Annotated in this window: 30 protein-coding genes; 16 read left to right on the forward strand and 14 right to left on the reverse strand. The window is 62.0% G+C overall.

Features of this window, described 5'->3' with window-relative positions:
* Nucleotides 1-57: 57 nt before the first annotated feature.
* Together KIP88_RS10105 and KIP88_RS10110 are read left to right on the forward strand one after the other, a co-directional pair.
* Nucleotides 58-333 carry a hypothetical protein gene (locus tag KIP88_RS10105; protein WP_249790657.1) on the forward strand — a complete coding sequence of 92 codons (276 nt, stop codon included), beginning with the start codon at nucleotides 58-60 and terminating at the stop codon, nucleotides 331-333.
* A 159-nt stretch (nucleotides 334-492) separates the two neighbouring features.
* Entirely contained in the window at nucleotides 493-1254 is a 762-nt protein-coding gene (locus KIP88_RS10110) for an outer membrane protein (protein WP_214487735.1), read from the forward strand.
* Nucleotides 1255-1465: 211 nt separating this feature from the next.
* On the opposite strand, the gene KIP88_RS10115 is transcribed toward KIP88_RS10110, so the two are convergent.
* Nucleotides 1466-2416 carry an AraC family transcriptional regulator gene (locus KIP88_RS10115; RefSeq protein ID WP_249790658.1) on the reverse strand — a complete coding sequence of 317 codons (951 nt, stop codon included), beginning with the start codon at nucleotides 2414-2416 and terminating at the stop codon, nucleotides 1466-1468.
* A gap of 29 nt (nucleotides 2417-2445) precedes the next feature.
* Between KIP88_RS10115 and KIP88_RS10120 the strand changes: the two genes are divergently transcribed.
* The 3 genes from KIP88_RS10120 (at nucleotide 2446) to KIP88_RS10130 (ending at nucleotide 4084) form a co-directional block, all read left to right on the forward strand.
* Complete coding sequence (locus tag KIP88_RS10120) at nucleotides 2446-2664, forward strand: hypothetical protein (RefSeq protein WP_214487736.1); 219 nt, start codon at nucleotides 2446-2448, stop codon at nucleotides 2662-2664.
* Between the two features lie 51 nt (nucleotides 2665-2715).
* Nucleotides 2716-3249: an NYN domain-containing protein gene (locus KIP88_RS10125; RefSeq protein ID WP_214487737.1), complete on the forward strand. Its 534-nt coding sequence runs from the start codon at nucleotides 2716-2718 to the stop codon at nucleotides 3247-3249.
* 658 nt (nucleotides 3250-3907) lie between these two features.
* Nucleotides 3908-4084: a hypothetical protein gene (locus KIP88_RS10130; RefSeq protein ID WP_214487738.1), complete on the forward strand. Its 177-nt coding sequence runs from the start codon at nucleotides 3908-3910 to the stop codon at nucleotides 4082-4084.
* Nucleotides 4085-4577: 493 nt separating this feature from the next.
* Here the strand turns inward: KIP88_RS10130 and KIP88_RS10135 are convergent, their stop codons facing one another.
* The 8 genes from KIP88_RS10135 to KIP88_RS10170 all read right to left on the reverse strand — a co-directional run bounded on the left by KIP88_RS10135 (nucleotide 4578) and on the right by KIP88_RS10170 (nucleotide 12289).
* Nucleotides 4578-5204, reverse strand: coding sequence for a hypothetical protein (locus KIP88_RS10135; protein ID WP_214487739.1), 627 nt, complete (start codon nucleotides 5202-5204; stop codon nucleotides 4578-4580).
* A 77-nt stretch (nucleotides 5205-5281) separates the two neighbouring features.
* Complete coding sequence (locus KIP88_RS10140; protein ID WP_374226440.1) at nucleotides 5282-5908, reverse strand: hypothetical protein; 627 nt, start codon at nucleotides 5906-5908, stop codon at nucleotides 5282-5284.
* 87 nt (nucleotides 5909-5995) lie between these two features.
* On the reverse strand, nucleotides 5996-6838 hold the full coding sequence (locus tag KIP88_RS10145) for a shikimate dehydrogenase (protein WP_214487740.1): 843 nt from the start codon (nucleotides 6836-6838) through the stop codon (nucleotides 5996-5998).
* 79 nt (nucleotides 6839-6917) lie between these two features.
* Nucleotides 6918-7706 carry a GNAT family N-acetyltransferase gene (locus tag KIP88_RS10150; RefSeq protein WP_214487741.1) on the reverse strand — a complete coding sequence of 263 codons (789 nt, stop codon included), beginning with the start codon at nucleotides 7704-7706 and terminating at the stop codon, nucleotides 6918-6920.
* A gap of 51 nt (nucleotides 7707-7757) precedes the next feature.
* Nucleotides 7758-9806, reverse strand: a complete 2049-nt coding sequence (locus tag KIP88_RS10155; protein WP_214487742.1) for an elongation factor G — start codon at nucleotides 9804-9806, stop codon at nucleotides 7758-7760.
* Between the two features lie 194 nt (nucleotides 9807-10000).
* Nucleotides 10001-10621 carry a TetR/AcrR family transcriptional regulator gene (locus KIP88_RS10160; protein ID WP_214487743.1) on the reverse strand — a complete coding sequence of 207 codons (621 nt, stop codon included), beginning with the start codon at nucleotides 10619-10621 and terminating at the stop codon, nucleotides 10001-10003.
* Entirely contained in the window at nucleotides 10614-11492 is an 879-nt protein-coding gene (locus KIP88_RS10165; RefSeq protein ID WP_214487744.1) for an SAM-dependent methyltransferase, read from the reverse strand. Before KIP88_RS10165 ends, KIP88_RS10160 begins: the two co-directional genes overlap by 8 nt.
* A gap of 320 nt (nucleotides 11493-11812) precedes the next feature.
* A complete protein-coding gene (locus KIP88_RS10170; RefSeq protein WP_214487745.1) occupies nucleotides 11813-12289 on the reverse strand; it encodes a DUF992 domain-containing protein in 477 nt (158 codons plus the stop codon).
* A gap of 292 nt (nucleotides 12290-12581) precedes the next feature.
* On the opposite strand from KIP88_RS10170, the gene KIP88_RS10175 reads away from it, so the two are divergent.
* Nucleotides 12582-12953, forward strand: coding sequence for a type II toxin-antitoxin system RelE/ParE family toxin (locus KIP88_RS10175; RefSeq protein WP_214487746.1), 372 nt, complete (start codon nucleotides 12582-12584; stop codon nucleotides 12951-12953).
* Nucleotides 12953-13309, forward strand: coding sequence for a helix-turn-helix domain-containing protein (locus tag KIP88_RS10180; protein WP_374226441.1), 357 nt, complete (start codon nucleotides 12953-12955; stop codon nucleotides 13307-13309). The genes KIP88_RS10175 and KIP88_RS10180 overlap by 1 nt, the downstream gene beginning before the upstream one ends.
* 66 nt (nucleotides 13310-13375) lie before the next feature.
* Here the strand turns inward: KIP88_RS10180 and KIP88_RS10185 are convergent, their stop codons facing one another.
* On the reverse strand, nucleotides 13376-13894 hold the full coding sequence (locus tag KIP88_RS10185) for a DUF992 domain-containing protein (RefSeq protein ID WP_214487748.1): 519 nt from the start codon (nucleotides 13892-13894) through the stop codon (nucleotides 13376-13378).
* Between the two features lie 218 nt (nucleotides 13895-14112).
* Nucleotides 14113-15315, reverse strand: a complete 1203-nt coding sequence (locus KIP88_RS10190) for a pyridoxal phosphate-dependent aminotransferase (RefSeq protein WP_214487749.1) — start codon at nucleotides 15313-15315, stop codon at nucleotides 14113-14115.
* 674 nt (nucleotides 15316-15989) lie between these two features.
* On the opposite strand from KIP88_RS10190, the gene KIP88_RS10195 reads away from it, so the two are divergent.
* The 5 genes from KIP88_RS10195 (at nucleotide 15990) to KIP88_RS10215 (ending at nucleotide 18905) form a co-directional block, all read left to right on the forward strand.
* A complete protein-coding gene (locus KIP88_RS10195; RefSeq protein ID WP_214488016.1) occupies nucleotides 15990-16643 on the forward strand; it encodes a glutathione S-transferase family protein in 654 nt (217 codons plus the stop codon).
* Nucleotides 16644-16850: 207 nt separating this feature from the next.
* Nucleotides 16851-17024 carry a hypothetical protein gene (locus KIP88_RS10200; protein ID WP_214487750.1) on the forward strand — a complete coding sequence of 58 codons (174 nt, stop codon included), beginning with the start codon at nucleotides 16851-16853 and terminating at the stop codon, nucleotides 17022-17024.
* Between the two features lie 69 nt (nucleotides 17025-17093).
* Entirely contained in the window at nucleotides 17094-18254 is a 1161-nt protein-coding gene (locus tag KIP88_RS10205) for a PQQ-dependent sugar dehydrogenase (RefSeq protein WP_214487751.1), read from the forward strand.
* Between the two features lie 109 nt (nucleotides 18255-18363).
* Nucleotides 18364-18642 carry a type II toxin-antitoxin system Phd/YefM family antitoxin gene (locus KIP88_RS10210; RefSeq protein WP_214487752.1) on the forward strand — a complete coding sequence of 93 codons (279 nt, stop codon included), beginning with the start codon at nucleotides 18364-18366 and terminating at the stop codon, nucleotides 18640-18642.
* Nucleotides 18639-18905, forward strand: a complete 267-nt coding sequence (locus tag KIP88_RS10215; RefSeq protein WP_214487753.1) for a Txe/YoeB family addiction module toxin — start codon at nucleotides 18639-18641, stop codon at nucleotides 18903-18905. Before KIP88_RS10210 ends, KIP88_RS10215 begins: the two co-directional genes overlap by 4 nt.
* A 177-nt stretch (nucleotides 18906-19082) precedes the next feature.
* Here KIP88_RS10215 and KIP88_RS10220 read toward each other — a convergent pair whose 3' ends face one another.
* Nucleotides 19083-19436 carry a DMT family protein gene (locus KIP88_RS10220; protein WP_214487754.1) on the reverse strand — a complete coding sequence of 118 codons (354 nt, stop codon included), beginning with the start codon at nucleotides 19434-19436 and terminating at the stop codon, nucleotides 19083-19085.
* Between the two features lie 199 nt (nucleotides 19437-19635).
* On the opposite strand from KIP88_RS10220, the gene KIP88_RS10225 reads away from it, so the two are divergent.
* The 3 genes from KIP88_RS10225 (at nucleotide 19636) to KIP88_RS10235 (ending at nucleotide 22252) form a co-directional block, all read left to right on the forward strand.
* The gene (locus KIP88_RS10225) at nucleotides 19636-20448 is read left to right on the forward strand and encodes a PAS-domain containing protein (RefSeq protein ID WP_214487755.1); all 813 of its coding nucleotides are present in this window, start codon (nucleotides 19636-19638) and stop codon (nucleotides 20446-20448) included.
* Between the two features lie 121 nt (nucleotides 20449-20569).
* On the forward strand, nucleotides 20570-21031 hold the full coding sequence (locus KIP88_RS10230; RefSeq protein ID WP_214487756.1) for a GNAT family N-acetyltransferase: 462 nt from the start codon (nucleotides 20570-20572) through the stop codon (nucleotides 21029-21031).
* Between the two features lie 282 nt (nucleotides 21032-21313).
* Nucleotides 21314-22252 (forward strand): aldo/keto reductase, encoded by a 939-nt coding sequence (locus KIP88_RS10235; RefSeq protein ID WP_214487757.1) that lies wholly within the window; start codon nucleotides 21314-21316, stop codon nucleotides 22250-22252.
* Nucleotides 22253-22847: 595 nt separating this feature from the next.
* Here KIP88_RS10235 and KIP88_RS10240 read toward each other — a convergent pair.
* Nucleotides 22848-23684: a sulfatase-like hydrolase/transferase gene (locus tag KIP88_RS10240; protein WP_214487758.1), complete on the reverse strand. Its 837-nt coding sequence runs from the start codon at nucleotides 23682-23684 to the stop codon at nucleotides 22848-22850.
* 196 nt (nucleotides 23685-23880) lie between these two features.
* On the opposite strand from KIP88_RS10240, the gene KIP88_RS10245 reads away from it, so the two are divergent.
* Nucleotides 23881-24789 carry an AraC family transcriptional regulator gene (locus KIP88_RS10245; RefSeq protein ID WP_214487759.1) on the forward strand — a complete coding sequence of 303 codons (909 nt, stop codon included), beginning with the start codon at nucleotides 23881-23883 and terminating at the stop codon, nucleotides 24787-24789.
* A 66-nt stretch (nucleotides 24790-24855) separates the two neighbouring features.
* Here the strand turns inward: KIP88_RS10245 and KIP88_RS10250 are convergent, their stop codons facing one another.
* Nucleotides 24856-26088, reverse strand: a complete 1233-nt coding sequence (locus KIP88_RS10250) for a DUF1501 domain-containing protein (protein ID WP_249790660.1) — start codon at nucleotides 26086-26088, stop codon at nucleotides 24856-24858.
* Nucleotides 26089-26092 lie beyond the last annotated feature (4 nt).

Here is a 26092-nt window from a genome sequence, read left to right on the forward strand (position 1 = left end):
TTGCCGGGATCAAGACGTTCGCACCACGCGACCGACCGCGCCGTCCGGGGGATGACATTGACGGGTGCAGCGACGCCGATCTGGTACGTCACATTTGAAATTCGCAAACGCGGCATCCTGCCTAAGCAGCGCAGCCCTCGTGAGACAAGGACGTTTGCGACGGAAGCCGAAGCCAAGATCTTCGCTCGCTCAAAGCTTGACGAAGGCCTGACTGTGTTTGCCGGCACAATCAATCCGCACTCACCCAAACGGCTTGTCCCCTCCTCGCATATTTACGCCTGGCTCGCTGACGAAGCAGGCAACGAGCCGCCTCCCCGCGACGATCAGGAATAATGCACGATTCCGTGCATTAGGATTGCGCTTGAGTGTTGCCATTCTGTTACGCGGGTGTTGTCCGACGCAGACTACGCTCCACACGGCAAATGCAACAGATTTGCTGCGCAAACGTGCACATAGTTGAATGTTTGAACTAGGGATGAAGGGGACATCGCGATGAGAAAGTTCTTAGCCGCCGCTGTCAGTTTCGCGGCAATTACCGTGGCCGCCGCGCCTGCATCGGCCGCCGACATGGCCGTTAAGGCTCCGCCACCCGCCCCACTTCCGGTGATCTACAACTGGAGCGGCTTCTACATCGGCGGCAATGGCGGTTGGGGTCAGAGCCGCAATTGTTGGGATTTAGTTAATGTGGTCGTGTTGGGCACCTTCGATGAGGGCTGCAGCTCGCGGTCCGGCGGCCTCGCCGGTGGCCAGATCGGTTATCGCTGGCAAGCCAATCAGTGGGTGTTTGGCGTGGAAGCCCAGGGCGATTGGGCGGATCTCAGCCACTCGCGCGTCAGCCTGTTCGATCCTACGCTCTCGCTTCGCACCACAACCGATGGCATCGGCCTCTTTACCGGCCAGATTGGCTACGCCTGGAATGCAGCGCTGCTCTACATAAAGGGCGGTGCGGCGGTGACGAGCAACCGCTTTACCATCCGCGATGACCTATTCTTTGTTGACCTGGCCTCGGCCAGCGCGACCCGCTGGGGCGGCGTCGTGGGTGTCGGATTTGAGTACGGCTTTGCACCGAACTGGTCGGTCGGTCTTGAATACGACCACCTGTTCATGGGCGATGCTAATAATTCGTTCACGGGCCTCCCTGTGTTTGCCGCCTCTTTTGCCAACAGCCGGATCACCCAAGACGTGGATATGGTCACCTTGCGTATCAACTACCGCTTCGGCGGTTACGGGGCGCCAATCGCGGCCCGTTACTGATCAACGCTTCTCCAGTAGACTTAAAGCCCCGGCCTCATCCGGGGCTTTTTTCTCGACCTAACCGTGAGTCGCTGTTGCGAGCTGCCTTCACGCCGGTCGCGAGAATCAAGAGAGGCGGCTCATGGAGCCGCCTCTCTGAAACATTTCTGCGTTCCCTACTGGCCACGATACATCTGACCATCATCCAGCTTCGTCCGGCATTGATCTGCAGCTAGTTTGCAGACGGAAGATCAGCCAGACGCAACCGTCTCGGCGTCATTCCGGTCCATCGCTTGCAGGCATGGGTGAACGAGCTTATTTCCCGATAGCCGAGGAGCCACGCTATCTGGGAAACCGGCAATTCCCTTTCCCGCAGATAGCGTTTGGCAAGAACTTCCCGCAACTGCTCCAGCACCTCCGAGAATGAAGTCCCCTCGCCCGAAAGCGCACGCGTCAGCGTTCGACGGCTCATTCCAAGCTGCCGCGCGACTTCGAGGGCGTTGGCGCGCCCATGGGGCAGCAACTTGATCAGCACGTCTTCCACCTTTGATCGAGCACCGACAGCACTTAGTGCCGACCGGCGCGCAAGTACTTCCTCCGCATACCCAACGAGAAGGTTGTGCAGATGGGGATCGCCGCCGGCGACGGGCAGAGAAAAAACAGCCTTCGAAAGCACGATTTCATCGGCATTGCTCCCGAAATCGACTTCACATCCCAGGAACGCGTTGAGTTCCGGCGGCGCGTTTTTTCGCGAATGCCTGAGACCGACGCGAAGCGGCGCCAACCGACAATCGGTTATTTTCCGGCAAATCCGGACCAGCGCCACCATCCAGAATTCGATCTGATGCCGATCGGAACTCCGATCAACATTGGCGTACTCAATTTCGATAACCGCGTCGCGATCCTGTCGAACTTTCAGGCGAACGCCATCATTGGCAACTGCGCTGTACCGCGCGGCGTTGCGAAGAGCCTCCGCGAGAGATTCCGATGATGACATCACATAGTAAGGCAAGCCGATCTCACCCAGCTCAAAGTCGCGCGCCAGATGAAATCCCAGGAGATCGTCACCGATCGCCTCCGCCGCCAGCTCAAGCACCTTGATCTGGGCCTTCACCTCCAGCCGTCGGCACGTATCATTTATGTCGGCGGTGGTAAGGCCCGCGGCCGCCAGCAGAGGAACCAAGGGCTTTTCCGCCTTGGACAGGACTGTACATGCCAGCCGCGCGATACCGCCAGCTGCGCTCGGTATCGAAGCGAGGCGATTTCGCTCAGCAGGACGCATCGGCCCTCGGCGCTTGTTTGGTCAGAACGCTTGTTGCGATCACGACGAAAGTTGGCCTCAAGAGCCAAATCGTTGGCCAGCAATCACAAGACCTGCTGTTCGGCGTTCAATATAACCTGTTGCTCGCATCAACGACGTCATTAGCCTAGTCGCAGTTCGCGACCAGTTCCAGTTGATTTGAATCAAAGCAGCTTTTTTGCATGCCTGCTCGTCCCAACAGGATAGCACTCTTCATCGACGGCTCGAATCTGCACGCGACCGCAAGGACGCTCGGCTTTGATATCGACTATCGGCGCTTGCGGAGTGAGTTCGAAGGCCGCGGCGAGCTTCTGCGCGCGTTCTATTACACCTGCCTCATCGAGGGCCAGACGAACTTCGTCGTCAAGCCATTGATCGATTGGCTGGATTACAACGGATATACCGTTGTCACCAAGGCAACGAAGGAGTTCTTCGATGGCAATGGCCGTCGCCGTACCAAAGGCAATATGGAAATTGAACTGACCGTCGACGCCATGGAGATGGCGGAGCAGATCGACGAGATGGTGCTCTTCTCCGGCGACGGCGATTATCGGAGGCTGGTTGAAGCGATCCAGCGCCGCGGTGTTCGGGTAACAGTCGTCTCGACGATATCGAGCCGACCGTCGATGATCGCCGACGATCTGCGGCGGCAAGCCGATGTCTTCACCGATCTGCTGACACTAAAGCCCCATATCATTCGCTCGTTGCCGCATTGAGGCGCGTTATCTGCGGGATTGACCGGCACGCCGACCGCCGTAGTGAAGGCCGCCGTTCCGTGCGGTTCCTAATCGATGGAGCAGCGCGACGTGGGGGTCGCCATGAGTTGGAAATCGCGCAACCAACGACCGGTTAATTCTCGACTAAGCCCCGCCTCCTGGAGAACCCGGGAAACCGGGCGACGCACTCAGCACATTCGTTCGCAGCGGTATTTCTAATCGCAGCTTCACGCCGATCTGTTGCGCTTTTGCCACCTCATTCCGCGCACGCTGCGCCTATAACGAACTTGGAGGTGACCGGCATGTTCGACGTATACGTTCGAGGAAAGAGCCAGCTTCTGGTGATCCGACGAGGAGCGCCACTGCCTGCGGGAATAGCAGGCCGCTGGCGAAAAAAGCGCGCGGCGCGCACTGTTAGTGACGAGATAATCGGCGCAGTTATGCGGGAAGGCTTCTACACACGCTCACAGAGGCCGCTGATCGATACTACAGTGGACGTGCGAGCAAGTTAGAGACGAAACGCCTTGAGCTTGGAGCAATTGAGAAAATTGGAGATCGCGTTTATCGCAGCCTAAGCCCGGTCCCGACTTAATATTTTTTAGTTCAGCTCCCTGTTCTCCGTGCCACCGTCATGGAAAATTAAGACAGGCAGGGGACGATGAAGGATTATCAAACTCATGTGGAGAAGCTGCGCAAAGACGCGGCCGAATGCGCGCTTGTTCGGGACTTGGCTACTGGCAAAGCGAAGCGTGAAATGTTCGACCGGCTTGCGCGACATCTGGATCAACTAGCCGACGAGGTTGAGCGAGCCATGAATGCTCGAAAGACCGGCTAAAGTAGCGGTGCGAGTATGCGGGCGAAAGCGCTACTCGTTCTCTTGGGTACCACTGCGCTAGGGGCTTACTATGTAGGCCGCCACGGCAGCCCGGTTAACTATGCGCCAGTCGCGGCTGTCGCGCAGCCGCTGGCCCCAGTAGCCAAGCCCCTTGCCTTTACGGCCCCTGTATCACCTCCTATTGCCACGACCGCTACCCCAAGTGCGACCAACAATTCGGCTTCCACCCTCAAAATTCAAACTGAGAAGGTCGCGCCGCCCGCGTCCCCGAGAAGCCCGCACCGCCTGAGATCAAGCGCAAGGCTGAGATCGCACTGACTACCGCGGCCATCGCCGCGATCCTCATCAAGGCGAGCCGGAACCAATATCACGCAACTGGGAGACCGTGCGCGTGTCCCGATGACACCATGCGCAACGGCAGAGCTGCGGCGCTCGAACCGCATATTCTCGACTCGGTCATCCATCTGGCACGCGAGAGGCAACTTTCGATCCATCACATCGGCGGCGTGATCCCGTCGCGGCCGACATTGACGCGGGCGGCTTCGAGCGTGCCGTCGTCCTTCTTCACCGCGCCGAAGATGATGATCTTCGCACCCGGCTTCAGTTCGGACTTGTCGCCGGCGACGAAGGTGACGATCGGCGTACCCTCCGGCACCACGACTTTCTTTTCCCCGTCCTTGTACTTGACCAGGATGTTCTGGCCATCAGTGCCCTTCACCGTCTGGGCGACGGTGGCATTCGTCATGGTCGAGTTCGGCCGCTGATCCCAGGGCCGGAAACCTTCGGCCGCGCCGCGCTGGTTTTCGGGGAAGATATGCACCGCGACCGCCTTCTGGGTGCCGTCAGGCTCCGGCATCGCGGTGACGCCGATATAGGAGCCTTCCTTGATCTCCGACAATTCGGTCTTGGCCACGCCGAACACCGCGACATTGTCGGTGACGCGCACCTTCATGTCGGTGCCCTCGCGCGACTTGATCGACAGCATGGGCAGGTCCACGGCCTCGATGGTGCCGCGAATGCGAACCGTCGGCGGCTGTTGCGCCCAGGCCGCCGATCCAAGCAGGGTGGCAAAGGTCAGCCAGGCCGCGAGCAGGCGCGGCCATGAAGAAGATTGCAGCATGATACTCCTCCCGAGGTATATTTGGCGCCCAACTCAACGCAAACACCGCACGGGTGTAGCTATTCCAGGAGGCGACTTCACATCGGCGGGGTCAGCCCGTCGCGGCCGACGCTGACCCGGCTGGTCTCGAGCGAACCGTCCGGCAGCTTCTTCATGAAGGCGATCACCTTGGCGCCCGGTTTGAGGTCGGACTTGCCGGCGGGGACGTAGGTCACGACCGGCGTCTCCGGGGAGACCACGACTTTCTTCTCGCCGCCCTTGTATTTGATCATCAGGGTGTGACCGTCATTACCGACCACGGACTCCGCCACCGTGGCGTTGGTCATGGTGGAGTTGGGACGCAGATCATAGGGCCGCGAGCCCTCGCCGGTGCCGCGCATCGCTTCCGGAAACACATGCACCTCGACCGCGTTCTGGCTGCCGTCAGGTCCCGGCACTGTGGTGGTGCCGATGAAGGAACCGACCTTGATGTCGGACAGCGAGATCTTGCTGATGCCGACGATATTGATGTCGCCGGTCATACGCAGCCTCACGTCCTCGCCGCCACGCGACTTCACGGCGAGCACGTCGCCATCGACGGCCTCGATGGTGCCGCGAACGCGCGTCGGCGTAGGCGGCTGCTGCGCGATCGCGTAAAGCGTGGAGCCGGCGACCATGGCGACGGCGACAAGCGGGCGAATGAGCTGAAAGCGACTGACGGACATGGCGGGAATCTCCGGTGGCGGCACTGAAGTAACCATTGACCCCGGCGTTTCAAAAAAATTCCGGCTCAAGTCTCCGCGATCAGCCGATCATGTATTTGTGAGATCGGCCTCGACCAGCGCACGAAGTTCCGCCGTCACCTCGGGGCGCCGGCCGAACCACAATTCGAAACCGCGCACCGCCTGGTGCAGCAGCATGCCGAGCCCGTCGGCGGTCTTCAGTCCCCGCGCGCGTGAAGCCGTCAGCAATGGCGTGTCGAGCGGCACGTACACGAGATCGGCGACGACGGCGTGTGACGGCAACTGCCCGACATCGAGTTCGAGCGGCGGCTGCCCCTTCATGCCGAGCGAGGTCGTATTCACCAGCAGTCCGGCGCACGGCAGGAGCGCGCCGAGCGCATCCCACGTCACCGGCAGAACGCTCGCGCCGAATTGATCCGCCAGCGCGCGGGCGCGCTCGATGGTACGGTTGGCGAGATGAATGCGCTTGACGCCACGGTCGAGCAATCCGAACAGCACCGCGCGCGACGAACCGCCGGCGCCGAGCACCAGCGCATCCTCGCACCTGTCCCATCCATCAGCGCAAGCGTCGAGATTGTTGATGAAGCCTTCGACGTCGGTGTTGGTCGAGCAGAGCTCGCCATTCTCGAACCACAGCGTGTTGGCCGCACCGACCGCGCGGGCGCGCGCGTCCGGCTTCGACAGCGAAAGCGCGCGCTCCTTGTGGGGAATGGTGACGTTGGCGCCGGCGAAGCCGCGCAGCGACAGCCGGAAAATGAAATCCTTGAACTCGTCGGGCGGCACCGCCTCGATGACATAGCCGCCCTCGATGCCGAGCGTCCGCAGCCAGTAGTGATGGATCAACGGCGAGCGCGAATGCGCGGCCGGCCATCCGATCAGGCACGCGGCGGGGGGGTTGGCTGCACTTGTCATGCCCGTCACATCAGGCAAGCCGGGCCCGGAGTCAATGCCGTAACACGCCGGAGGCCGCGACGCGGCAGGACTTACGCCATCAGGCGCTCCACTCGTAGACCTCTTTCTCGTACACCTCCTGAAAGCCGGCGCGCTGCAGATTCCGCCAGGAGTGTTCGAGCATGTACAAGGTCTCGGATACTTCGATCGCGCAGCCGAGCGCTTCGGCGCGTTCGATCCGCTTTGCGATCAGCGCCTGCTGCGCCCCGCGCCTGCGGTGGCTTTCGGCGGTTGCCGCCGCCATCAAGTAGCCGATGTCTTCGAACATGCACAGCGCCGCAATCGCCACCGGACGTTGGCCGTCGAACGCCATGTAGTAGAAGAAGCCTTCGCTGCCGGTCGTCCGCACATAGTCCGGCCAAATGGTCTGATCCGGAGGCTCGTGCATGGCGGCGATTTCATCCGCGCCGACTTCGCGCACTTCAAGGTCGGTGCTGAACGGAACGGGCGAACGGACGCTGCGGCATAGCGTCGGATAACCAGTCCATTGCACGCGCGTAAGTCCGTTTGCCCCAAGCCAGCCGCGCACAGCCTCCATCCTGGGGCCTGGACTGAGCCAGACGAAAAATCGCCCGATCCCCTCAGCGGCGAACAGATCGATGACATGGCGAATACTGTCCGAATCCATGCCGGGCTCGGCCCCGCACAGATAGACGCGATTCATGTTGCCGGATGCGAACCGTGCCTGCCGGTCGGGATCGATGGTGACGTAGCAGCTTCCAAACGGCGGGCCGTCGAAGCATTTTCGAATGAAACGGGCAGACGGGCGCTGGCCGTCCAGCCACTGCGTCAGCCGTTTCATTTTCAGGGACAGATCGATGCTGTTCATGGGCTGCTCGGGATCATGCCCCCGGTTCGAGAGGCATGATCCCGGTATATCTCACGCCGCGACGCGATGCGCGGCGATGATCTGGTCGGCGGCGCGGCCGGTGACTTCGGCCATGCGGTCGAACTGCCTCGTAAAGCTGCCGGCGCCGGCGGTGGCCGAACGCAATTCCACGATCAGGTCACCGATCTCGGCTTCCGGCATGGTGGCGCGGACGCAATCCCATCCCGGCCAGTTGTCGCGGGTGTCGAAGCCCAGGATCTGGCCGCGCCGCGCCGACAGGATGGCGTTGATCTTCGCCGTGGCGTCGTTCGGACAGACGATCTCCACCACGTGGATCGGCTCCAGCAACACCGGCTGGCACTGCGGCAGCGCCTCGCTCATGCCGATCCGCGCCGCGGTGCGGAAGGCGAGATCGGAGGAATCGACGCTGTGATAGGAGCCGTCGGTCAGCGTGACGTGAAGATCGATGACCGGGAAGCCGAGCGGGCCCTTCGTAAGGCCATCGACCACGCCCTCTTCCACCGCGCCGATATAGTTGCGCGGCACCGCGCCGCCGACGACCTTTTCGTGGAATTCGAAGCCCGTGCCGCGCGGCACCGGCTTGATTTCCAGCACCACGTCGCCGAACTGGCCATGGCCGCCGGATTGCTTCTTGTGGCGGCCGCGCTGGGTGATCGATTTGCGGATGGTCTCCTGATAGCCGATCGCAGGCGGGTGCGATTTGACATTGACGCCGAAGCGGTCCTTGAGCCGCTCGAGAGCGACGCGCAAATGCATCTCGCCCTGCCCCCACAGCACGGTGTCGTGGGTGCGCGGATTCTGGATCATCGTCAGCGACTGGTCCTCCTCGTTCAGCCGCAGCAGCGCCTGACCGAGCTTGACGTCATCCTTGCGGTCGGTCGCCGCGAGCGACATCGCCAGCACCGGCGGCGCCGGCGCAATGGCTATCAGCGCCGGCGGCGCGGTCTTGCCGCTCGACAGCGTGTCGCCGGTCTTGACCGCGTCGAGCTTGCCGAGCGCGATCGTGTCTCCGACCTCGGCCGCGGCCCGCTTGGTGTCGTGTCCGCCGCTCACCGCGAGAATACCGGAAACCCGCCCTGCTTCGCCGGAGGAAGATTGCAGCGTCGCGCCGTCATCGAGATGGCCGGCGAGCAGCCGCACCAGCGACAGCTTGCCGCCGTGTTGCAGATGCAGCGTCTTGAACACATAGGCCAGCGCATCCTTTTGCGACGACGCGCCGAGGCGTTTCGCCGTCTCGGCAACGCCGGGCGCTTCATGCCGCAGCGCCTTCATCAGGCGCAGCACGCCGTTTTCGCGGCTCGCCGCACCCAGCAGCACCGGGCAGATCAGGCCTTCGCGCAATTCGCGGGCGAGGTCGTCGAACACAGCGTCACGCGGCGGCTGGATGTCTTCCAGCAGCTGCTCCATCAGCGCGTCGTCGTGATCGGCGAGCTTCTCCAGCATCGAGAAGCGCGCTTCCTTCTCGCGGTCGAGATTGCCGCCTTCCAGCGCAATGACTTCGGAAGGCTTGTGTTCGCGGTAAACGAAGGCGCGCTCCAGCGCGAGATCGACAAAACCTTCGATCAAGTCGCCGTTCCAGATCGGGATCTGCCGCAGCACCAGCGGCACACGGGAGGCCGGCTGCAACGTCGCCAGCGTTTCGCGGATGCGCTTGTTGGCGCGGTCGATCTTGTTCAGAAACAGAAAACGGGGAATGCCGAGATCCTCGAGCTCGCGCAGGATGATCTGCAGTTGCGGCAGCTTCTTCTCGTCCGCCTCGCAGACCACGACCGCGGCATCGACCGCGGGCAGCGCGGCGCGCATGTCCTGCGCGAACTCGATCGAGCCAGGACAATCGATAAAGGTGTAACTGTCGCCCATGAAGGTGGTGGTGGCGGCGGAGAGGCCGACGCCCATCTTGTGGTTCCGCGCCTCGGGGCTGGAATCGCCGACCGAAGTTCCGGCATCGACGCTGCCGGCATTACGAATGGCGCCCGTTCGCGCCAGTATGGCTTCTAGAAGTGTGGTTTTACCGCTCTGGAAAGGGCCCACCAGTGCAATGCACCGTGGACCGCGGGGACTTCTGACGTCTTGTCCCATTGCCGCCTCCTTTGTTTGGAGCTCGGCCCGTGATTGGGTCGGCGACCTCCAATGCTCCGCCTGTCCGGTGATTTTGGCAAGCGGGAAAAATTCGCTGCGGTGCATCCAGTCGATATGTCGACGTCGCCCGGGCACGTAAGGTCTTGGGTCCGCTCACCGTCTCCCAACCTGGAACTCGAAAGCCAATTCGCCGCTCAGCCGGTCGCGGCACCCGCTCCGTCCGAAGACGGATCGAGCATGATCCGCAGCGCGACGGCGAAGCGCTCAATATCGACGCGGCCGTCCCAGGCAAGCTGTAGCGAAATGCCTTGCAGGACCGCGACCATCACGCGGGCGGCCGAAGGTGGATCGAGATGCTGCGGCCAACGCCCCTGCCGTTGCGCCTGCGCGATCATCGGCGCCAACACGTCCACGGCCTGGGAAACCCCCGCCAGCGCTTCGCGCTTCAATCGTGGATTGGAGAGGCTCTCCGCCCAAAGCTGCACGGCCAGATGGCGCCATCGTCTTTCCTTAGGGTTGCGCAATTCAAGCACGAATCCCTCGACCAGGCGCTGCAGGCCGGTATCGATGTCAGGCGCGGCCAGCGCAAATTCCATGCGCCGGCGTTCCATCGCATGACGTTCGGAAGCGATCGCCATCGCGATCTCGGTCTTGCCCTTGAAATATCCGTAGATCGCGCCGGGACTAAGCCTCGACTCCTCGACGATGTCCTGCACGGTTGCCGCATGAAAACCTTCGCGCGCAAAGCATGTCAGCGCGGCATCGAGGATGCGCCCGCGCTGCTCGTTGGCGCGAGCGGCTGATATCCTAGGCATCGCCGACTTCCGCAAGCACCGTGTGATAGAAGCCGTAGCCCTGCATGTGGCGGCCGGCTTGTCCCATCACCCGCTCCCGGTATTGATCGGCGCCGAGATCGCTCACCAGTCTCAGCCCGCGCTCGCGCAGGAAGTCCGGCAATTCGCCCGGCAGCAAGCCGAACCGCCAAGGTTCACCCGAGCCATCGACCTTGGCGATGACTTTCTCTGCGCCATCGAACGTGACGCTGCCGTCGATCGCGCCCTCATGAACATAGGTGAAGATGAACCGGCTGCGCGGCGCAAGCCGGCCCGCCCAGCGCATCACGCCGCAGACCGCATCGCCGGTCAGATACTGGCTGACGCCTTCCCACACGACGATCGTGCGCCGCGCCGGATCGAAGCCGGCATCGCGCAGACGCTGTTCGAAATCATTGATCTCGAAATCGACGGCGACAAAGGTCACCCGGTTCAGATCGGCGCCGGCGGCCTGCAGCCGCTCCCGTTTCACCTTGGCCGTTGCAGGGTGATCCACTTCAAAAACCTTGACGGAATCCAGCGCGGCAAGCCGCCAGGCCCGCGTATCGAAGCCCGCGCCGAGCAACACGACCTGCTCGGCCTGTCCAATCGATTCCTCGATCCAGTCGTCGATCAGGCGCGTGCGGGCGATGCCGGAGGTTCGCGCGCCCGGCCATTGCCGGTCGATGTAGCGGTTGAGCATTTCGCCCACCGGACGTACTGCGAGCAGTTTGGCTGATAGCCGCAGGCTTCCTGGCAACAGCGCGACGGCCAGTGGATCGGTAAACACGCGTCGTCCGGCACCTTTCGCATGCTCTGACGCCCGGAACATGGCCATGTATTCGGCGGTCCGGCTGGGCTGATGCTGCAGCATTTCGCGACCTCTCCAAAAAGAATGCTTATTCTTTTTAAGGCCGATCACGGTCGTAGGTCAAGATGCCCCGTGGCGAAAATGAAGTGCGGCTAATTCAGCGCGTAGCAAGTACCCCGCATGAGCGCAGCGATATGCGGGAAAATACCGGCTTGAAGACCCAGATATCGCTTCGCTCATCCGGGCTACGCGCGCTACATCGTGGGACCGAAAAAGCCAGCCACCGCAATTGCGAGGAGCGAAGCGACGAAGCAATCCATCTATCTCCGCGTTGAGGTATGGATTGCTTCGCTTCGCTCGCAATGACGTAGAGGCAGCCTTGACTACCTCCCCGGCCGGAGTTCCAGGCTTTCCAATCCGGCAGCGATGCTGATGCCGACCTGACCCTGCAGGCTCAAGGGCTGCAACGCGATCGAATTGGCGGAGCCGCCGACCAGCACGTTGCCGCCGACACCGACGCCGAGCGTGGCGCTGCCCTGCGCGCCGACATAGTCGCCGGACAGACCGCCCGGCCCGAGCCGTGCTACAGGTGCGAACACGCCCCAGGCCAGCGCCGATTCCTGGGTGATGCCGAGATCGAGTCCCACTTTCCGGATGGTGGCGATGTAGCGGTCTTCCGGCATCCCTTCGGCGCGCAGCACGCAGCCGAGATTGGTGACGGAACCGACGATAAACCCAACGCTGGCGCCGCCGCGACACTCCAGCACGCCAACCTGCACGCGCGTCACCTGCTGCGCATTGGCGCCGCCGATCGACGAAGCCAGCGCGGCGAGCGTGGCCAGGATGAGGAAACGACGCATGAAGTAATCTCCGGCTGAAAAACTGTGATGCGAGCAGAAATCAAGAACAACGCCGCGCCCGCTGCGCTCGCCGTTCTATGCCATATCATCACAGGCCGTGCCAGATTGGCAGGAGCTACACAACCGTTTCAGAGGCGAACGTCATTCCGGTGCGAGCGAAGCGAGATTTTCGCTGCACGCATGCGCATCTGGGATTAGGTCCATCAAGCTTCGGTGCACAACCGCCGGACCTGGCTTCGCGTCCCGACTAGCGGCCCTTGACGAACTGTATATAGGTATATATCTATAATTTGTGAAAGATTTGCTCCGCGCTATCAGACCTGCGGTTTTCGTGGGCTCCAGCCGAAAGGACCTGCAAGGATTCCCAGCGGCCGTCCGCAGCGGGATCGGGCAAGCTCTGTTCGAAGCGCAAATCGGGGAGCATCCGCACAGCGCCAAGCCCCTGAAGGGTTTGAGCGGGGTTTTGGAGATTCGCGACAACTTCGACGGCGACGCCTATCGAGCCGTCTACACGGTGCGTCTTGAGGGCGTCCTTTATGTCCTGCACGCGTTCCAGAAGAAATCCACCAGCGGGATCGCGACCCCTCAGCGACATTTGGATTTGATACGCCAACGCCTGCGCGACGCCGAAGCCATTCACAAGGCAACCAAGGGAGTTCGATGATGAGCGCCAAGAAATTGATGAGCGCCAAGAAACTGCCTGCCCATGAAGTCGGCAGCGGCAACATCTTCGCTGACCTTGGTCTACCTAATGCAGAGGAGCACCAGCTCAAGGCTGCACTGGTGGTGCAGTTGAAGCGACTGATTGCCGAACGTGGCCTGACCCAGATCGCGGCGGCCAAGCTGATAGGGATGAAGCAGCCCGACCTGTCGAAGCTGCTGCGTGGCCAATTCCGGCTGGTTTCCGTGGAAAAGCTGATGCGGATGCTGACCGCCTTCGATCAGGATGTAGAGATTACCTTGAAGCCGCATCGCAAACGCGGCGCGGCCGGCCGGATTACTTTCATTTCGGCTGCTTAGAACAAACGAAGGTGTCCGAGACGAAAAAGGCCCGCTTGCGCGGGCCTTTTCCTTAACGTGTCATGCTCAGCCGCGATGACGATGGCGGCGATGGGTGTGCCGGCGCGGGCCGTTGCTGTAGAACGGCTGCAGTTCGAGGCCGGCGATTCCGGCCGTGACGTTCAGCCCGGTCTGTCCCTGCAAGCTGATCGGCTGCAGTGCGTAGGCGTTCGCGGGACCGCCGACCAGGAAGTTGCCGCCGCCGCCGATGCCGATCGATGCGTTGGCACCGACGCCGCCATAGCTGCCGGCGAGTTCGCCGCGGCCGAGCCGACTGTTCGGCGCACTGACCGCCCAGGACAACTGCGTCTGCTCGGTGACGCCGAGATCGAGACCGATGCGCTGCACCTTGGCAATGTAGGGTTCAGGCCGGCGGCCTTCGCTGCGGAACACGCATTCGAGGCTCGTGACCGAGCCGACCACGAAGCCGACATTCTGGCCGCCCTGGCATTGCAGGATGCCGGCGCGAACCGGCGGCGCCGCGCTGGCGGTCGCGATTGGCGCCATCAGCGCCAGCGTGGCGATAGTCAAAGTCAGAAGTCGCATGTGTCCCAGTCTCCGCATGAAAAATTAAATCTGCGGGCGGACAGGAGGGAAGCGCCGTGTCCAAAACATGGCGCTTCCTCAAGAAGCCGTCAAAACATCGCGCTGTGCTTCACGCGCAATGTGATTTGACACGCCTTTTTTCCAACGCGTTTTCTTCGAAAAAAACCGCAAGGCCATCCCGCATCAAGTGCGGGACAGGCTTCGATTGGAAACGCTTCTTATCTCAAATTGCCACAAAAGCGCTGGATGCGCTTGCAGGCATCTTCGAGATCGGAGGTTTTCGTCGCATAGGAGATCCGGAACGCGGGGCCGAGCCCGAACGCCGAACCCTGCACGACGGCGACGCCTTCGCTCTCGAGCAACTCGGTGACGAAGTCCTCGTCATTGGCGATCACCTTGCCGGACGGCGAGGTCTTGCCGATGGTGCCGGCGCAGGACGGATAGACGTAGAACGCGCCTTCGGGCCGCGGACATTCGATGCCCTTGGCCTGGTTCAGCATCGAGACCACGAGATCGCGGCGCTCCTTGAAGGTCTTGTTGTGCACCGGGATGAAGTCCTGCGGACCGTTCAGTGCCTCGACCGAAGCCCACTGCGCGATCGACGACGGGTTCGAGGTCGACTGCGACTGAATCGTCGCCATCGCCTTGATCAGGTCGGCCGGGCCGCCCGCATAGCCGATGCGCCAGCCGGTCATGCAATAGGCCTTCGACACGCCGTTCACCGTCAGCGTGCGCTCGTACAGTTTCGGCTCGACCTGCGCGGGCGTCGCAAACTGGAAGTCGTCATAGACCAGGTGCTCGTACATGTCGTCGGTCATCACCCAGACATGCGGGTGCTTCACCAGCACGTCGGTGATCGCCTTCAGTTCAGCGCGCGAGTACGCGGCGCCGGTCGGGTTCGAGGGCGAGCACAGGATGATCCATTTGGTCTTCGGCGTGATCGCCTTTTCCAGATCGTCGGGCCGCAGCTTGAAGCCGCTGGACGCCGGGCACACCACCGGCACCGTCTCGCCGCCGGCGAGCGCCACCATTTCCGGATAGCTGACCCAGTACGGCGCCGGAATGATGACCTCGTCGCCGGGGTTAAGCGTCGCCATCAGCGCGTTGTAGAGCACCTGCTTGCCGCCGGTGCCGACGATGATCTGGTTCGGCTTGTAGGCCAGGCCGTTCTCGCGCTGGAACTTGGCGATGATGGCTTCCTTCAGCTCGGGAATGCCGCCGACATCGGTGTACTTGGTCTTGCCGGCCTCGATGGCGTGGATCGCCGCCAGCTTGATGTTGGCGGGCGTGTCGAAGTCCGGCTCGCCGGCGCCGAGGCCGATGACGTTGCGGCCCGCCGCTTTCAGCGCGCGCGCTTTATCCGTGACCGCAATCGTCGCGGACGGCTTCACACGGGCGAGCGAGGCGGACAGGAAGGGCATCATCATCTCCTGGCAAACGTCGTGAACTCTGAAATTCACGACTCTTTTTGATGGGAACGCCGCACCCTAAGGCGCTGCGCGCTGCATCGCAAGAAGCTTGGCCGGATACGGGTCAAACTTTAGGGAACGTCGCGCAGGCTCGGTACGATCGGAGCAATATCGGCGCAATATTCGCTAAGTTCCACGGCGAATTGACTCATATCTGACAAGGGGGTGGGCAAGCCCGAACGTCCGACAGGGACCGCGATGCCGAGAGCGGCTGATGGCCCCGGGGCCACTGTCCGACATGGCCACAATGGATGGCCGCCGCGGCCTTCCGGTTCTCCACCCCAGGGTGCGGATGATGTGGCGCACGTCGCTTCGCGGCCAAGGTGGACTCAACGCCAGGGTGTCTCACCCGCGATTCGGATTCCCCTCGGCCATGCCGGAAGTGGACGCAGCCTTCGTCGCGAGGGCTTGAGCCAGCCCGCTCCTCCGCTCCCGGCCACGTGATCCATGCACTGTGGCATGACATGCTGCGCGCGTGCAGTGCAGTAGAGGTTTTCGACTTTTTCCATTCTCCGGGCCTTGCGACGCATTCGTATCGGCATCATTGTTTAGCCGCGTTGCGGCGCGAGAGCTTTTCGCAGTTCGCCTACCGCGTGCGCGATTCGACCCGAGTGAACCCAACGACGATGTACAAGCTTTATTCGATGCAGCGCTCCGGCAACAGCTACAAGGTCCGCCTTGCGCTGGCGCTGCTCAACGCGCCGTATCATGCAATCGAAGTCGACATTCTCCGGGGCGAAAGCCGCACGCCGGATTTTCTGGAGAAGAATCCCAGCGGACAGGTGCCGCTCCTGGAAGTCGCCGACGGACGCTATCTCGCCGAGTCCAACGCCATCCTCTGGTATGTCTGCGGCGGCACATCGCTGGCCCCGGAGTCACGGGTCGAGCGCGCCGAAGCGCTGCAATGGATGTTCTTCGAGCAGCACGCGCTCGAGCCCAATATCGGCGCCGCCTATTTCTGGCTGTCGCTGGTCAAGGGCGGCCGCGACCTGCAGACACATGCGCTGGAGGACTGGATGGAGCGCGGCTATGCCGCGCTTCAGGTGATGGAAAACCATCTCAAGACCCGCGCCTATTTCGCGGCGGGGCAACTGACGGTCGCCGATATTGCGCTGTACGGTTACACCCACGTCGCCGACCGCTGCGATTATGATCTCGCGACCTTCCCTGCCATCCGCGCGTGGCTGCGGCGGGTCGAGCAGACCCCCGGCTTCGTCACCATGGACTGGCGGCGGGAGACCACGGTGGACGACCAGGCCGGCGTCGCCGCCGGCGCATAATTGCCGCCACGCCTGCAGCCGGCCTCCTCACTTTCGCGCGAGCACGGCGCCAAAGGTTAACAATAGCGGGCACAACATTAACCTTTGCCGCGATTCCGCCGTTTTCAGCGGCTGGCCCGCCGCAATGTTGCCGGCGATCATTGCAACATTTTCCTGACGTCGCGTGAGTCGCGGGTGATTCGTCCCGCGTTACAAGGATTTAGGCCAATGATACGGTCACCCGGCGCGGTCGGCTTCGAGAGCAGCCGCGCGCCCGTCGCTTCTTCCCGATTGCTTGGTGCCATCGCCACCTCCCTCGCGATCGGCACGCTGTCGCTTTGCGTCATGGTCACCCTGACGGTGCTGTCGATCAAGGCCACCGTCGCCATGCCGATTCCGTGACAGTTGCGGCTTTTCTGTTAGCATCATTAGCGAACGCGCGATGATCGGCATCGCGACTGGACGACCAGGATGAAAACACCTGTCGGCCTTGTGACGGCCGCGCTGGCGGTCGCGATCCTGCTCGCCGCCTCGTTCCTGATCGCCACCGGCACGCGTGGCCAGGAGCAGGCATTTGGTTCGTCGGCGGGCGAACTCGAAATCCGGACCATCGCCAGAGGCCTCGCTAATCCCTGGGCGCTGGCGTTCCTGCCCGACGGCAAGATGCTGGTGACCGAGCGTCCGGGCCGCATGCGCATCGTTACGGCCGAAGGACAGATCTCGCCGCCGCTGAAGGGCGTTCCCGAGGTCTGGGCGTCCAGCCAGGGCGGCCTGCTCGATGTCGTCGTCGACAAGTCCTTTGCGCAGAACAAGACCATCTATTTCTGCTTTGCCGAACGAACCGACGGTGGCGGGCGCACCACGGTCGCCCGTGCAAAACTCAACGACGGCAACGTCCGCCTCGACGACGTCAAAATCATCTTCCGCCAGCAAGGGCCGCTGTCATCAGGCAATCATTACGGTTGCCGCATCGCGCAGGCCGAGGACGGCAATCTGTTCGTGGCGCTGGGCGATCATTTCACTCACCGCGACCAGGCGCAGAATCTCGGCAACCATCTCGGCAAACTGATCCGGATCGCGCCCGATGGTTCGGTGCCATCAGGCAATCCGTTCGCGGGCCGCACTGACGCCAAGCCAGAGATCTGGAGTTACGGGCACCGCAACGTGCAGGCGCTCGCGATCAATCCGGCTTCCGGCGACCCCTGGGAAATCGAGCACGGCCCGCGCGGTGGCGACGAGCTCAACCTGATCGGCAAGGGCAAGAATTACGGCTGGCCGGTGATCGGCTACGGCATCGATTACTCCGGCGCCAAGATCCACGATGCTACGGCCAAGGACGGCATGGAGCAGCCGCTGAAATACTGGGTGCCGTCGATCGCGCCGTCGGGCATGGCCTTCTATACCGGAAAACTGTTTCCAAAATGGAACGGCAGCCTGTTCACCGGCGCGCTGCGCGGCGCGATGCTGGTGCGGCTGACGTTGAACGGCAACGCGGTGACGTCGGAGGAACGCCTGCTGGAAAACCTGCACGAGCGCATCCGGGACGTCCGCCAGGGGCCGGACGGCTCGCTGTGGCTGCTCACAGATAGTTCGAACGGACGGGTACTGCGGGTGGCGCCGGCCGTGAAGTGACGATGCGCACTTGGTGTGAACGGCGGGGAACTAAACCTCTTGTTGACATCGCATCAACATATGTACATATATCTGTACATATCCCCCCATGCAGCAAAAGGAGCGGGAGATGGCGTACGTTTCTTACACTGAACTGCGTAACAACCTCGCGTCCTACATGGACGAGGTTTGCGATGATCGCGCACCCCTGTTCGTCACCCGCCAGAATGCCCGCACCGTCGTTCTCATGGCGGAGGATGAGTATGAGAGCCTCATGGAGACCGCCCACCTCCTGAAGAGTCCCGCCAATGCAGTACGTCTTCTACGTTCAATCAAGGAAGCGGACGAGGGCAAACTAACTGAACACGAGTTGATCGAGCCAACAAAGGCAGGTTCGGCAAAGGCATGAAAACCGCTTGGACGGAAGATGCCTGCCAAGAGTATCTTCAATGGCAAAAAGAGGATGAAAAGATCCTCGAAGTCATAAACGGTCTAATCAAAGATATTAAGCGCGATCCGTTTAAGGGGCTTGGGAAACCAGAGCCCCTTAAACATGCACTCCAAGGATGGTGGTCGCGCCGCATTTCTGGCGAACATCGCTTGGTGTATCGTGTTTCCGGGAAGGGTGACACTCAGCAACTCGACATTGCTCAGTGCCGCTATCATTATTAGCGGGCCGTTTCTTAGCCATCTTTCTCTTCGCCACTTTCTTCGGCTTATGCGACTGAGCGGCTTTCTTCACAAGACCGGACGCGCCAGCATCCGACGCCGGAGCGTCATCTGCGGCTACAATCTAGGCTTGGGCCAGTGGTCAGGTATTCAGACCGCGAACACGCCATCGCCGTCAACTCACGCCCATTTGTGAAAAATCAGGAACGCGCCGATTGCGATGAAGAGAAAGCCGAGCGCGTGGTTCCATCCCAGCGGCTCCTTCAGGTAGAGCACCGAGAAGCAGGCAAATACCACCAGCGTGATCACCTCCTGCATGGTCTTGAGCTCCGCCGCCGAATAGACCGCGCTGCCCCAGCGGTTGGCCGGCACCGCCAGCCAGTACTCGACGAAGGCGATTCCCCAGCTCACCACCACGATCAGCGCCAGCGGGCTCTCCTTGAATTTCAGATGGCCATACCAGGCAAACGTCATGAAGACGTTGGAGGCAAACAGCATCAGGATCGGCAGCAGCGTCGGGGAAACAGTGGGCATCGATGTCCTCTTGCAAAATGTCATGCGCTAATCGTCGGGTGCAGTACCCCGTTCCTTAACTCGATATCATTTGATTTCAAAAATACGAAAGCTCGCCGGCTTCCTGCAACGCCCTCTTAAGACTGGCGGCAGAAAGGCGTGCACAATCGCAACAATCGGGCATGCTTGCGTCTTATTCCCGGCAAGCGACGAGAACCGCATGCAGTTAAACTGGCGCGCAATCTCTGGTCCAGCTCTTACGACAGCGACGGCGTTGATCGCCTTCCTGGTCGACCGGCATTTCGTTCCCGTCCCCAATCCCGCGCCGCTGTTCGTCTGCATCGTCGCGCTTGCCGCTTCCGTCAGCGGCATCGTCTCCGGCATGGCCAGCGCCGTCATTGCGGTGGCGTCTTCCGCGCTGTTCTTCCTCAACCACCGCGCCACGCCCGGTTACGACATGTCGGACCTGGCGCGCATGCTGCTGCTGGCGGTTACCGCCGGCGGTACCGCGCTCATCACCGGCCTCTTGCGCCAGAAATGGGTCGATGCGTTCGCATGGGAGAAGAAGCACCATGCGACCGCGGATCGCCTGTCGGCTGCTCTCGATCAGGTCGATATCGGCATCGTGCTGCTCGATGCCGATACCCGCGCCGAATTCATCAACCGCGCCTTCCGCGATTACTTCAAGCTGTCCGACGAGCAGGCCGACAGCAAGCCGCCCTTCATCGCGCTGATGTATCACGGCCGCGACACCGGCGCCTGGCAACTGCCCGAGGACGAGCTGAGCGCATTCATCGCCAAGCGCACCGAAATGATCCGGACCGGCGATTCCACGCCGATCAACATCAATCTCGCCGATGGACAGGTGCTGCGCTTCATCTGCACGGCGCTTCCCGACGGCGGACGCATGCTCAGCTATATGCCGGTCACCGACCTTGTTCGCCACAGCGACGATCCCGGCAGCGGCGACTACTACCGCGCGCTGCGCGGCAACTATCGCAGCCTCGCCCAACACCTCGGCGCCGCGGAATAGCGGCGGCAGCGCCGGCGCCCTGGCGACATTGATCCTCTCCTCCCGTGTCTGTAGTAGTGAACGGACATCCCTCCTGCGCGTCCCCGGCGCGCGTCACCTCCCAGCAAAACGGAATCGCTTAATGTCCGGCGACCTCACCATCCGCTTCGTCACCCGTCAGGATTACGCGCAATGGCTTCCGCTGTGGGAGGGCTACAACGCCTTCTACGGCCGTTCGGGCGCGACCGCGCTTGCGCCCGAGATCACGGCGATGACATGGGCGCGCTTCTTCGACGCCTACGAGCCGGTGCATGCGCTGGTCGCCGAGACCGGCGGCGAGCTGCTCGGGCTGACGCACTACCTGTTTCACCGCTCTACGACCATGATCGAGCCGATTTGCTATCTGCAGGACCTCTTCACCAACGCCGCGATCCGCCGCAAGGGCGTCGGCCGCGCCTTGATCGACGGCGTCTACGAACAGGCGAAGCTTGCGGGATCTTCCCGCGTCTACTGGCAGACGCACGAGACCAACCACACCGCGATGCAGCTTTACGACAAGGTGGCGGAGCGTTCCGGCTTCGTCGTTTACCGCAAGCTGTTGTGACACGGTTTCGTGAAGACGGTCGCGTCAGGCCGCCTGTGGATAAGTCCTGATGTCACCTCGGCGTAACAAAGCGCGGATAGGTTGCGGGCGCGTCTGATCAGGCCCCCCGTCTCAGATCACGCGCCCCAGCGGCCCCCGTCAGTCGCCGCGTCTGACCGGGGCCGCATCTTTTTTGTGCCGCATAGCTGCCAAGCGTGGCGGCTGGTGGCGCCGCTTCTTGCGGCGCCAAGTGGCGCGGGCCACAATGCCCCTCCTCCCGCGACCACCCCACAGGATCGATCCATGCAAATTCGCAACCTCGGCGGCTCCGGCCTGCGCGTTTCCGCCGTCGGCCTCGGCTGCAACAACTTTGGCCAGCGCACCGATCTGGAGACCTCGCGCAAGGTGATCCACAAGGCGATCGACCTCGGCATCACCCTGTTCGACACCGCCGATATCTATGCGGGCATGGGCGGCTCCGAGACCGTGCTCGGCACCGTGCTCGGCGACCGCCGCAAGGACATCGTGCTGGCGACGAAATATTCCAAGCCGATGGCGCCCGACGGCACCAAGCAGGGCGCCTCGCGCCGCTACATCATGTCCGCCGTCGAGGCGAGCCTGACGCGGCTGAAGACCGACTACATCGACCTCTACCAGCAGCACGACTACGATCCCCTGACGCCGATGGAAGAGACGCTGCGGGCGCTCGACGATCTGGTGCGGCAAGGCAAAGTCCGCTACATCGGCAATTCGAATTTTCCGGCGTGGCGGATCGCGGAAGCGGAAATGATGGCGCGGCAGATGAACGTCAGCCGCTTCGTCTCCTGCCAGGATGAATACAGCCTCGTGGTGCGCGACATCGAAAAGGATCTGCTGCCGGCAGCAACGGAATACAGGCTCGGCCTGCTGCCGTTCTTCCCGCTCGCGAGCGGCCTCCTCACCGGAAAATACAAGCGCGGCGCCGCCGCCCCCGACGACACCCGCTTCGCCAAGGCACCCGCGCTGAAGGACCGCTACGTCACGGCGCGTAACGAGGACATCGTCGAAAAGCTGCAGGCGTTCGCGCAAGCCCGCGGCCACACCATGCTGGAGCTTGCGTTCTCCTGGCTGGCGTCGCGCACGCAAGTATCGAGCGTCATCGCCGGCGCCACCCGCGTCGAACAGGTCGAACAGAACGTGAAAGCGATCGGATGGACGCTTAGCGCGGAGGAGATGGCGGAGGTGGATCAGATTACGAAGTGACTTGTCGTCCTGCGAAAGCAGGGACCCATACCGCGTGATCCATCGAGGAAGCATGGTGGCGGACGCTCTGCGTTAATCAACTAGCGCTGTGGGCTGCCGAAGCGAAGCGGTCGCGCGGCGTGCCCCTTCCGCCGGCCGCGGCGTATGGATCCCTGCGTTCGCAGGGACGACAAGTTGATAGGTTCACGGCATTGAAACGTCAGTATCTACCGACGCGATTGACTGGCCCACCCCGATTCATGGGTGTTCCAAGGCGCACCGCCTCGCGCGCGGCGGCCCGTGCGACCGGCCTTGGCCGAAGTACGACGCCGGGCCTTACAACGCAGCCGGCGGGATAGCTGATGTACTGGCAGTACACGACAGCACTGGCTTCCTTGGTGCCTGCGGCTACAAATCCTGAAACCAAGGCGAATGCCGCAAGAGCCGTTGCAAGTTTCGTTTTCATCGTCATTCCTCCCATTTGGCGTACTGTGGACTCAACAACGAACGAGAGCGCTTTCTGCCGTCTCCGACATTCCCGCTTGTCGGAGAAACGTTCCTCCGCGGTCCGACGATGACGCGCCAATCGTCGGACCGCGGAAAGTAGGGCGACGAGCTACTTCGGCTCTTTCAGCTTCTCCATGACTTCGTCCAGATTGAAGCTCGCTGCTTTCTGCCGCTGCGGGTAGTCACGGAACGATGTCAGGAACTGGCCCACGTAATCCTGTGCTGGCACGAGCAGGAACACGTGATCGAACAACCAATCGTAGTACGTATTCGAGGTGATGTCCGCCCGCTCATAAGGATCGGTACGGAGATTGAAGATCTTTGGAACGCGCAGGCTGGTAAAGGGATTGGCCCAGAGCAGCAACTGTCCGCTGGCGCGTTGCTCCATGAACACGACCTTCCAGTTGTCGTATCGCAATCCCACCAATTGCTGATCGTCGTTGACGTAAAGGAACGACTCTCGCGGGCTCTTTGCGGTCTGCCCGGTCAGGTACGGGACGAGGTTGTATCCGTCGAGGTGGACCTTGTAGGTCACGTCCCCAATTTTTTGTCCGGTGCGCAGCTTTTCGCTCACCTGCGGTTCACCGGCAGCCGCCAGAATGGTCGGAAGCATGTCGTGGTGAGCGGTGATTTCATTCGACACCTGACCTGCCTTGATCTTGCCGGGCCATCGGAGGATCGCCGGCACCCGATAGGCTCCTTCCCAATTGGTATTCTTTTCGCTGCGGAAGGGCGTCATTCCTGCATCCGGCCAGGTGTTCATGTGCGGCCCGTTGTCGGTCGAATACATGACGAAAGTGTCCTGGGCGATGCCGAGGTCGTCCAGTGCCTTGAGCACCGTTCCCACGTTCTTGTCGTGATCGAGCATCGCGTCGTGGTAGGGGCTCTGCCAGCGGCCGGCCTGGCCGAGGCTTTCGGGCTTCGTGTCGGACGCGACCTCGATCATTGAATTGGCCCACGCCGGACCGCGACATTTTGTTTCGTTCAAACGCCGATCGAGTGTTTCACCCGATGGCAGGCTTGCGCTACTCTGTTACTGCAGCCTTTGGCCCAATTGTGCCGAGCCTTTCAGCATGCGGTACGAGCCGTTAAGCCGATTTCCGGCGCTCCGCACACGCGACGTTGACGAACTCCGCCAACGCATGTCTGGCCTTTTTTCTGTGTGGTCGCTGGACTTGGGACGCGGGAACCAAACGAGTTTCGAGGGATGCCTCAACCATCGGCAAATGCAGGATGTTGGCGTGACTTACGGCCGCTATGGTTCGCCCTTGGCACTCTGCCTTTCGCACGGCGATACCTATCTCCAGGGCTTTCCCATTCGCGGTCTCGGCTCCGTTGTTAATGACGGGACTGAGGGAGAAGTATCGCCCGGCCATGGGACCGCCTGCGGGCCGAACGCAGATATGCGGCTCAAATATTCATGCGATTTTGAACACCTGATCGTCCGAATTAGACCGCAGAAGCTGATCAAGACGCTCAGCGCGCTCATCGATCGACCCGTCGATCCGCAGCGGATGGCGACGAACGTGAGACCCATTCCAGCAATGGCGGTTGCTCAGCGTCGCCTGGTTGAGTTTGTGGTCGGCGAATTGGATCGTGTCGATGCTCCGCTTCCCGACCTTGTATTGGCCGAGCTCGAGCAGGCCCTTGTTGTCTCTTACCTCAATTGCAATCTACACAATTACAGTCATTTGCTTGATGAGGACCCGATTCGATCGGTCGCACCTTGGCACGTGCGTCTCGCAGAAGAATACGTTGAGCAGAACTGGGACCAACCGTTGACCATTGAAGCGTTAGCCCATGTCGCGAACGCAAGTGTCCGCAGCTTGTTCTTCACGTTCAAGAAGAGCCGCGGAGTGTCGCCGATGACCTTCGTCAGGCAGGTTCGGCTGCGGCATGCAAAGCATATGCTTGAGCATGCAACACCCGAAACGACCGTGACCTCGGTGGCCTACGATTGTGGATTTAGCAATCCCGGACACTTCGCGAAGTATTATCATGCGGCTTTCGGCGAGTATCCCTCGGCAACTTTGAAAACGGCGCTCAAATAACTACCAGCCGATTCGGATCAGAGCGCTGCCGCTGACCGGGACGACACCGTGGCTGGGACTAGCGCCTTACCCCACCAGCCCCTGCATCGGCTTCACGGCGCTGCTGTCCGGAAACACGTTCTCCGCCAGCACCTTCTCGGCCAACCCGAACTGGTCCTTCAGCACGCCCTTCATCACCGCGCGCAGATCGGTGGTCGGGGCGAGATCGCGGCCCTGGTAGAGATTGGCCGGCTTCAGCCCCGGCCAGTCTGCGATCACCCGGCCACCTTTCACCGCGCCGCCGGCGAGCAGCGCGATGGTGCCGGTGCCGTGATCCGTCCCCTGTGTGCCGTTGATGCGCGCGGTGCGGCCGAATTCGGTAGCGATCACGATTACCGTGTCGCGCCAGCGCGCGCCTAACCCACTTTCGAATTCCGCCAGCGCGCCATCGAGGCCGCCGAGCAATTGTGCCAGCCGCCCCACCGGCCCGCCTTCGTTCGCATGCGTGTCCCAGCCGTCGAAGGCGAGCGCGCCGATCCGCGGGCCGTCATCGGCGGCCATCAGTTTGGCGGCGCCGCGCGCCACCAGCCGCATCGCGGCCACGCCATTGGTGCCGGGCTTCGGCTTCATGTCGTCGCCTTGCGCAGCCTTGTCGAGCGCGAGGCCCTGCTTCAACGCGGCGGCAAGCGCGGGATCGCGGTGTTGATAGAGTTCCACGAGCCGCATCGCGGTATCTTCCGCGGCCTGCGGCACCGCGACCGGCGCCCAGCCGACGGTTGGCGCCGCGCCGCGCAGCACCAAAGGCGTGGTCGGGCCGACCGCGAGCGCGCTCATGACCCGCTCGCCTTTCGGCAGCCCTTCCAGCGCGCGGTTGAGCCAGCCGGACTGCACCCGCCCGGGCCCGGCAAAACCGCTTTCAAGCACATCCTGCCCGTCGAAATGCGAACGGTCGCGATACGATGTCGCCACCGCGTGAATCACGGCGGCATTCTTCTCGCGATACATCCGTGCAAATTCCGGCATCGCCGGATGCAGCGAAAAGAAATTGTCGAGCGGCAAGGCCGCGTTCGGCCCGTTCGACGACAAGGCGATCGAACCATGCAGGCCGGCATAATCAGGATCGCCAATTGGTGCTACGGTAGCGAGCCCGTCCAGCGCGCCGCGCAGGATGACGACCACCAACCGCGGATCTCGGCCGTCGGCGGCGCGCGCGAATTTCGGCAAATAGGCCCACGCCGCAAAGGAAGCGCCGCCGAGCAACAGCGAGCGTCGCGAAACGACCGATGATCTCAGGCTTTCGCAATCCATTGTCGTTTCCATGGAT

The sequence above is a fragment of the Bradyrhizobium sp. SRL28 genome (assembly GCF_018596315.1).
Lineage (GTDB): Bacteria > Pseudomonadota > Alphaproteobacteria > Rhizobiales > Xanthobacteraceae > Bradyrhizobium.

Coding starts and splice junctions, on each gene's coding strand:
- KIP88_RS10250 (WP_249790660.1), bottom strand. CDS start 26,088: ATGGAAACGACAATGGATTGCGAAAGCCTGAGATCATCGGTCGTTTCG.
- KIP88_RS10190 (WP_214487749.1), bottom strand. CDS start 15,315: ATGCCCTTCCTGTCCGCCTCGCTCGCCCGTGTGAAGCCGTCCGCGACG.
- KIP88_RS10220 (WP_214487754.1), bottom strand. CDS start 19,436: ATGCCCACTGTTTCCCCGACGCTGCTGCCGATCCTGATGCTGTTTGCC.
- KIP88_RS10225 (WP_214487755.1), top strand. CDS start 19,636: ATGCAGTTAAACTGGCGCGCAATCTCTGGTCCAGCTCTTACGACAGCG.
- KIP88_RS10185 (WP_214487748.1), bottom strand. CDS start 13,894: ATGCGACTTCTGACTTTGACTATCGCCACGCTGGCGCTGATGGCGCCA.
- KIP88_RS10210 (WP_214487752.1), top strand. CDS start 18,364: ATGGCGTACGTTTCTTACACTGAACTGCGTAACAACCTCGCGTCCTAC.
- KIP88_RS10120 (WP_214487736.1), top strand. CDS start 2,446: ATGCCAGCCGCGCGATACCGCCAGCTGCGCTCGGTATCGAAGCGAGGC.
- KIP88_RS10170 (WP_214487745.1), bottom strand. CDS start 12,289: ATGCGTCGTTTCCTCATCCTGGCCACGCTCGCCGCGCTGGCTTCGTCG.
- KIP88_RS10200 (WP_214487750.1), top strand. CDS start 16,851: ATGATACGGTCACCCGGCGCGGTCGGCTTCGAGAGCAGCCGCGCGCCC.
- KIP88_RS10245 (WP_214487759.1), top strand. CDS start 23,881: ATGTCTGGCCTTTTTTCTGTGTGGTCGCTGGACTTGGGACGCGGGAAC.
- KIP88_RS10240 (WP_214487758.1), bottom strand. CDS start 23,684: ATGATCGAGGTCGCGTCCGACACGAAGCCCGAAAGCCTCGGCCAGGCC.
- KIP88_RS10150 (WP_214487741.1), bottom strand. CDS start 7,706: ATGAACAGCATCGATCTGTCCCTGAAAATGAAACGGCTGACGCAGTGG.
- KIP88_RS10180 (WP_374226441.1), top strand. CDS start 12,953: ATGAGCGCCAAGAAATTGATGAGCGCCAAGAAACTGCCTGCCCATGAA.
- KIP88_RS10125 (WP_214487737.1), top strand. CDS start 2,716: ATGCCTGCTCGTCCCAACAGGATAGCACTCTTCATCGACGGCTCGAAT.
- KIP88_RS10230 (WP_214487756.1), top strand. CDS start 20,570: ATGTCCGGCGACCTCACCATCCGCTTCGTCACCCGTCAGGATTACGCG.
- KIP88_RS10165 (WP_214487744.1), bottom strand. CDS start 11,492: ATGCTGCAGCATCAGCCCAGCCGGACCGCCGAATACATGGCCATGTTC.
- KIP88_RS10135 (WP_214487739.1), bottom strand. CDS start 5,204: ATGCTGCAATCTTCTTCATGGCCGCGCCTGCTCGCGGCCTGGCTGACC.
- KIP88_RS10205 (WP_214487751.1), top strand. CDS start 17,094: ATGAAAACACCTGTCGGCCTTGTGACGGCCGCGCTGGCGGTCGCGATC.
- KIP88_RS10110 (WP_214487735.1), top strand. CDS start 493: ATGAGAAAGTTCTTAGCCGCCGCTGTCAGTTTCGCGGCAATTACCGTG.
- KIP88_RS10215 (WP_214487753.1), top strand. CDS start 18,639: ATGAAAACCGCTTGGACGGAAGATGCCTGCCAAGAGTATCTTCAATGG.
- KIP88_RS10130 (WP_214487738.1), top strand. CDS start 3,908: ATGAAGGATTATCAAACTCATGTGGAGAAGCTGCGCAAAGACGCGGCC.
- KIP88_RS10235 (WP_214487757.1), top strand. CDS start 21,314: ATGCAAATTCGCAACCTCGGCGGCTCCGGCCTGCGCGTTTCCGCCGTC.
- KIP88_RS10145 (WP_214487740.1), bottom strand. CDS start 6,838: ATGACAAGTGCAGCCAACCCCCCCGCCGCGTGCCTGATCGGATGGCCG.
- KIP88_RS10155 (WP_214487742.1), bottom strand. CDS start 9,806: ATGGGACAAGACGTCAGAAGTCCCCGCGGTCCACGGTGCATTGCACTG.
- KIP88_RS10140 (WP_374226440.1), bottom strand. CDS start 5,908: ATGTCCGTCAGTCGCTTTCAGCTCATTCGCCCGCTTGTCGCCGTCGCC.
- KIP88_RS10160 (WP_214487743.1), bottom strand. CDS start 10,621: ATGCCTAGGATATCAGCCGCTCGCGCCAACGAGCAGCGCGGGCGCATC.
- KIP88_RS10195 (WP_214488016.1), top strand. CDS start 15,990: ATGTACAAGCTTTATTCGATGCAGCGCTCCGGCAACAGCTACAAGGTC.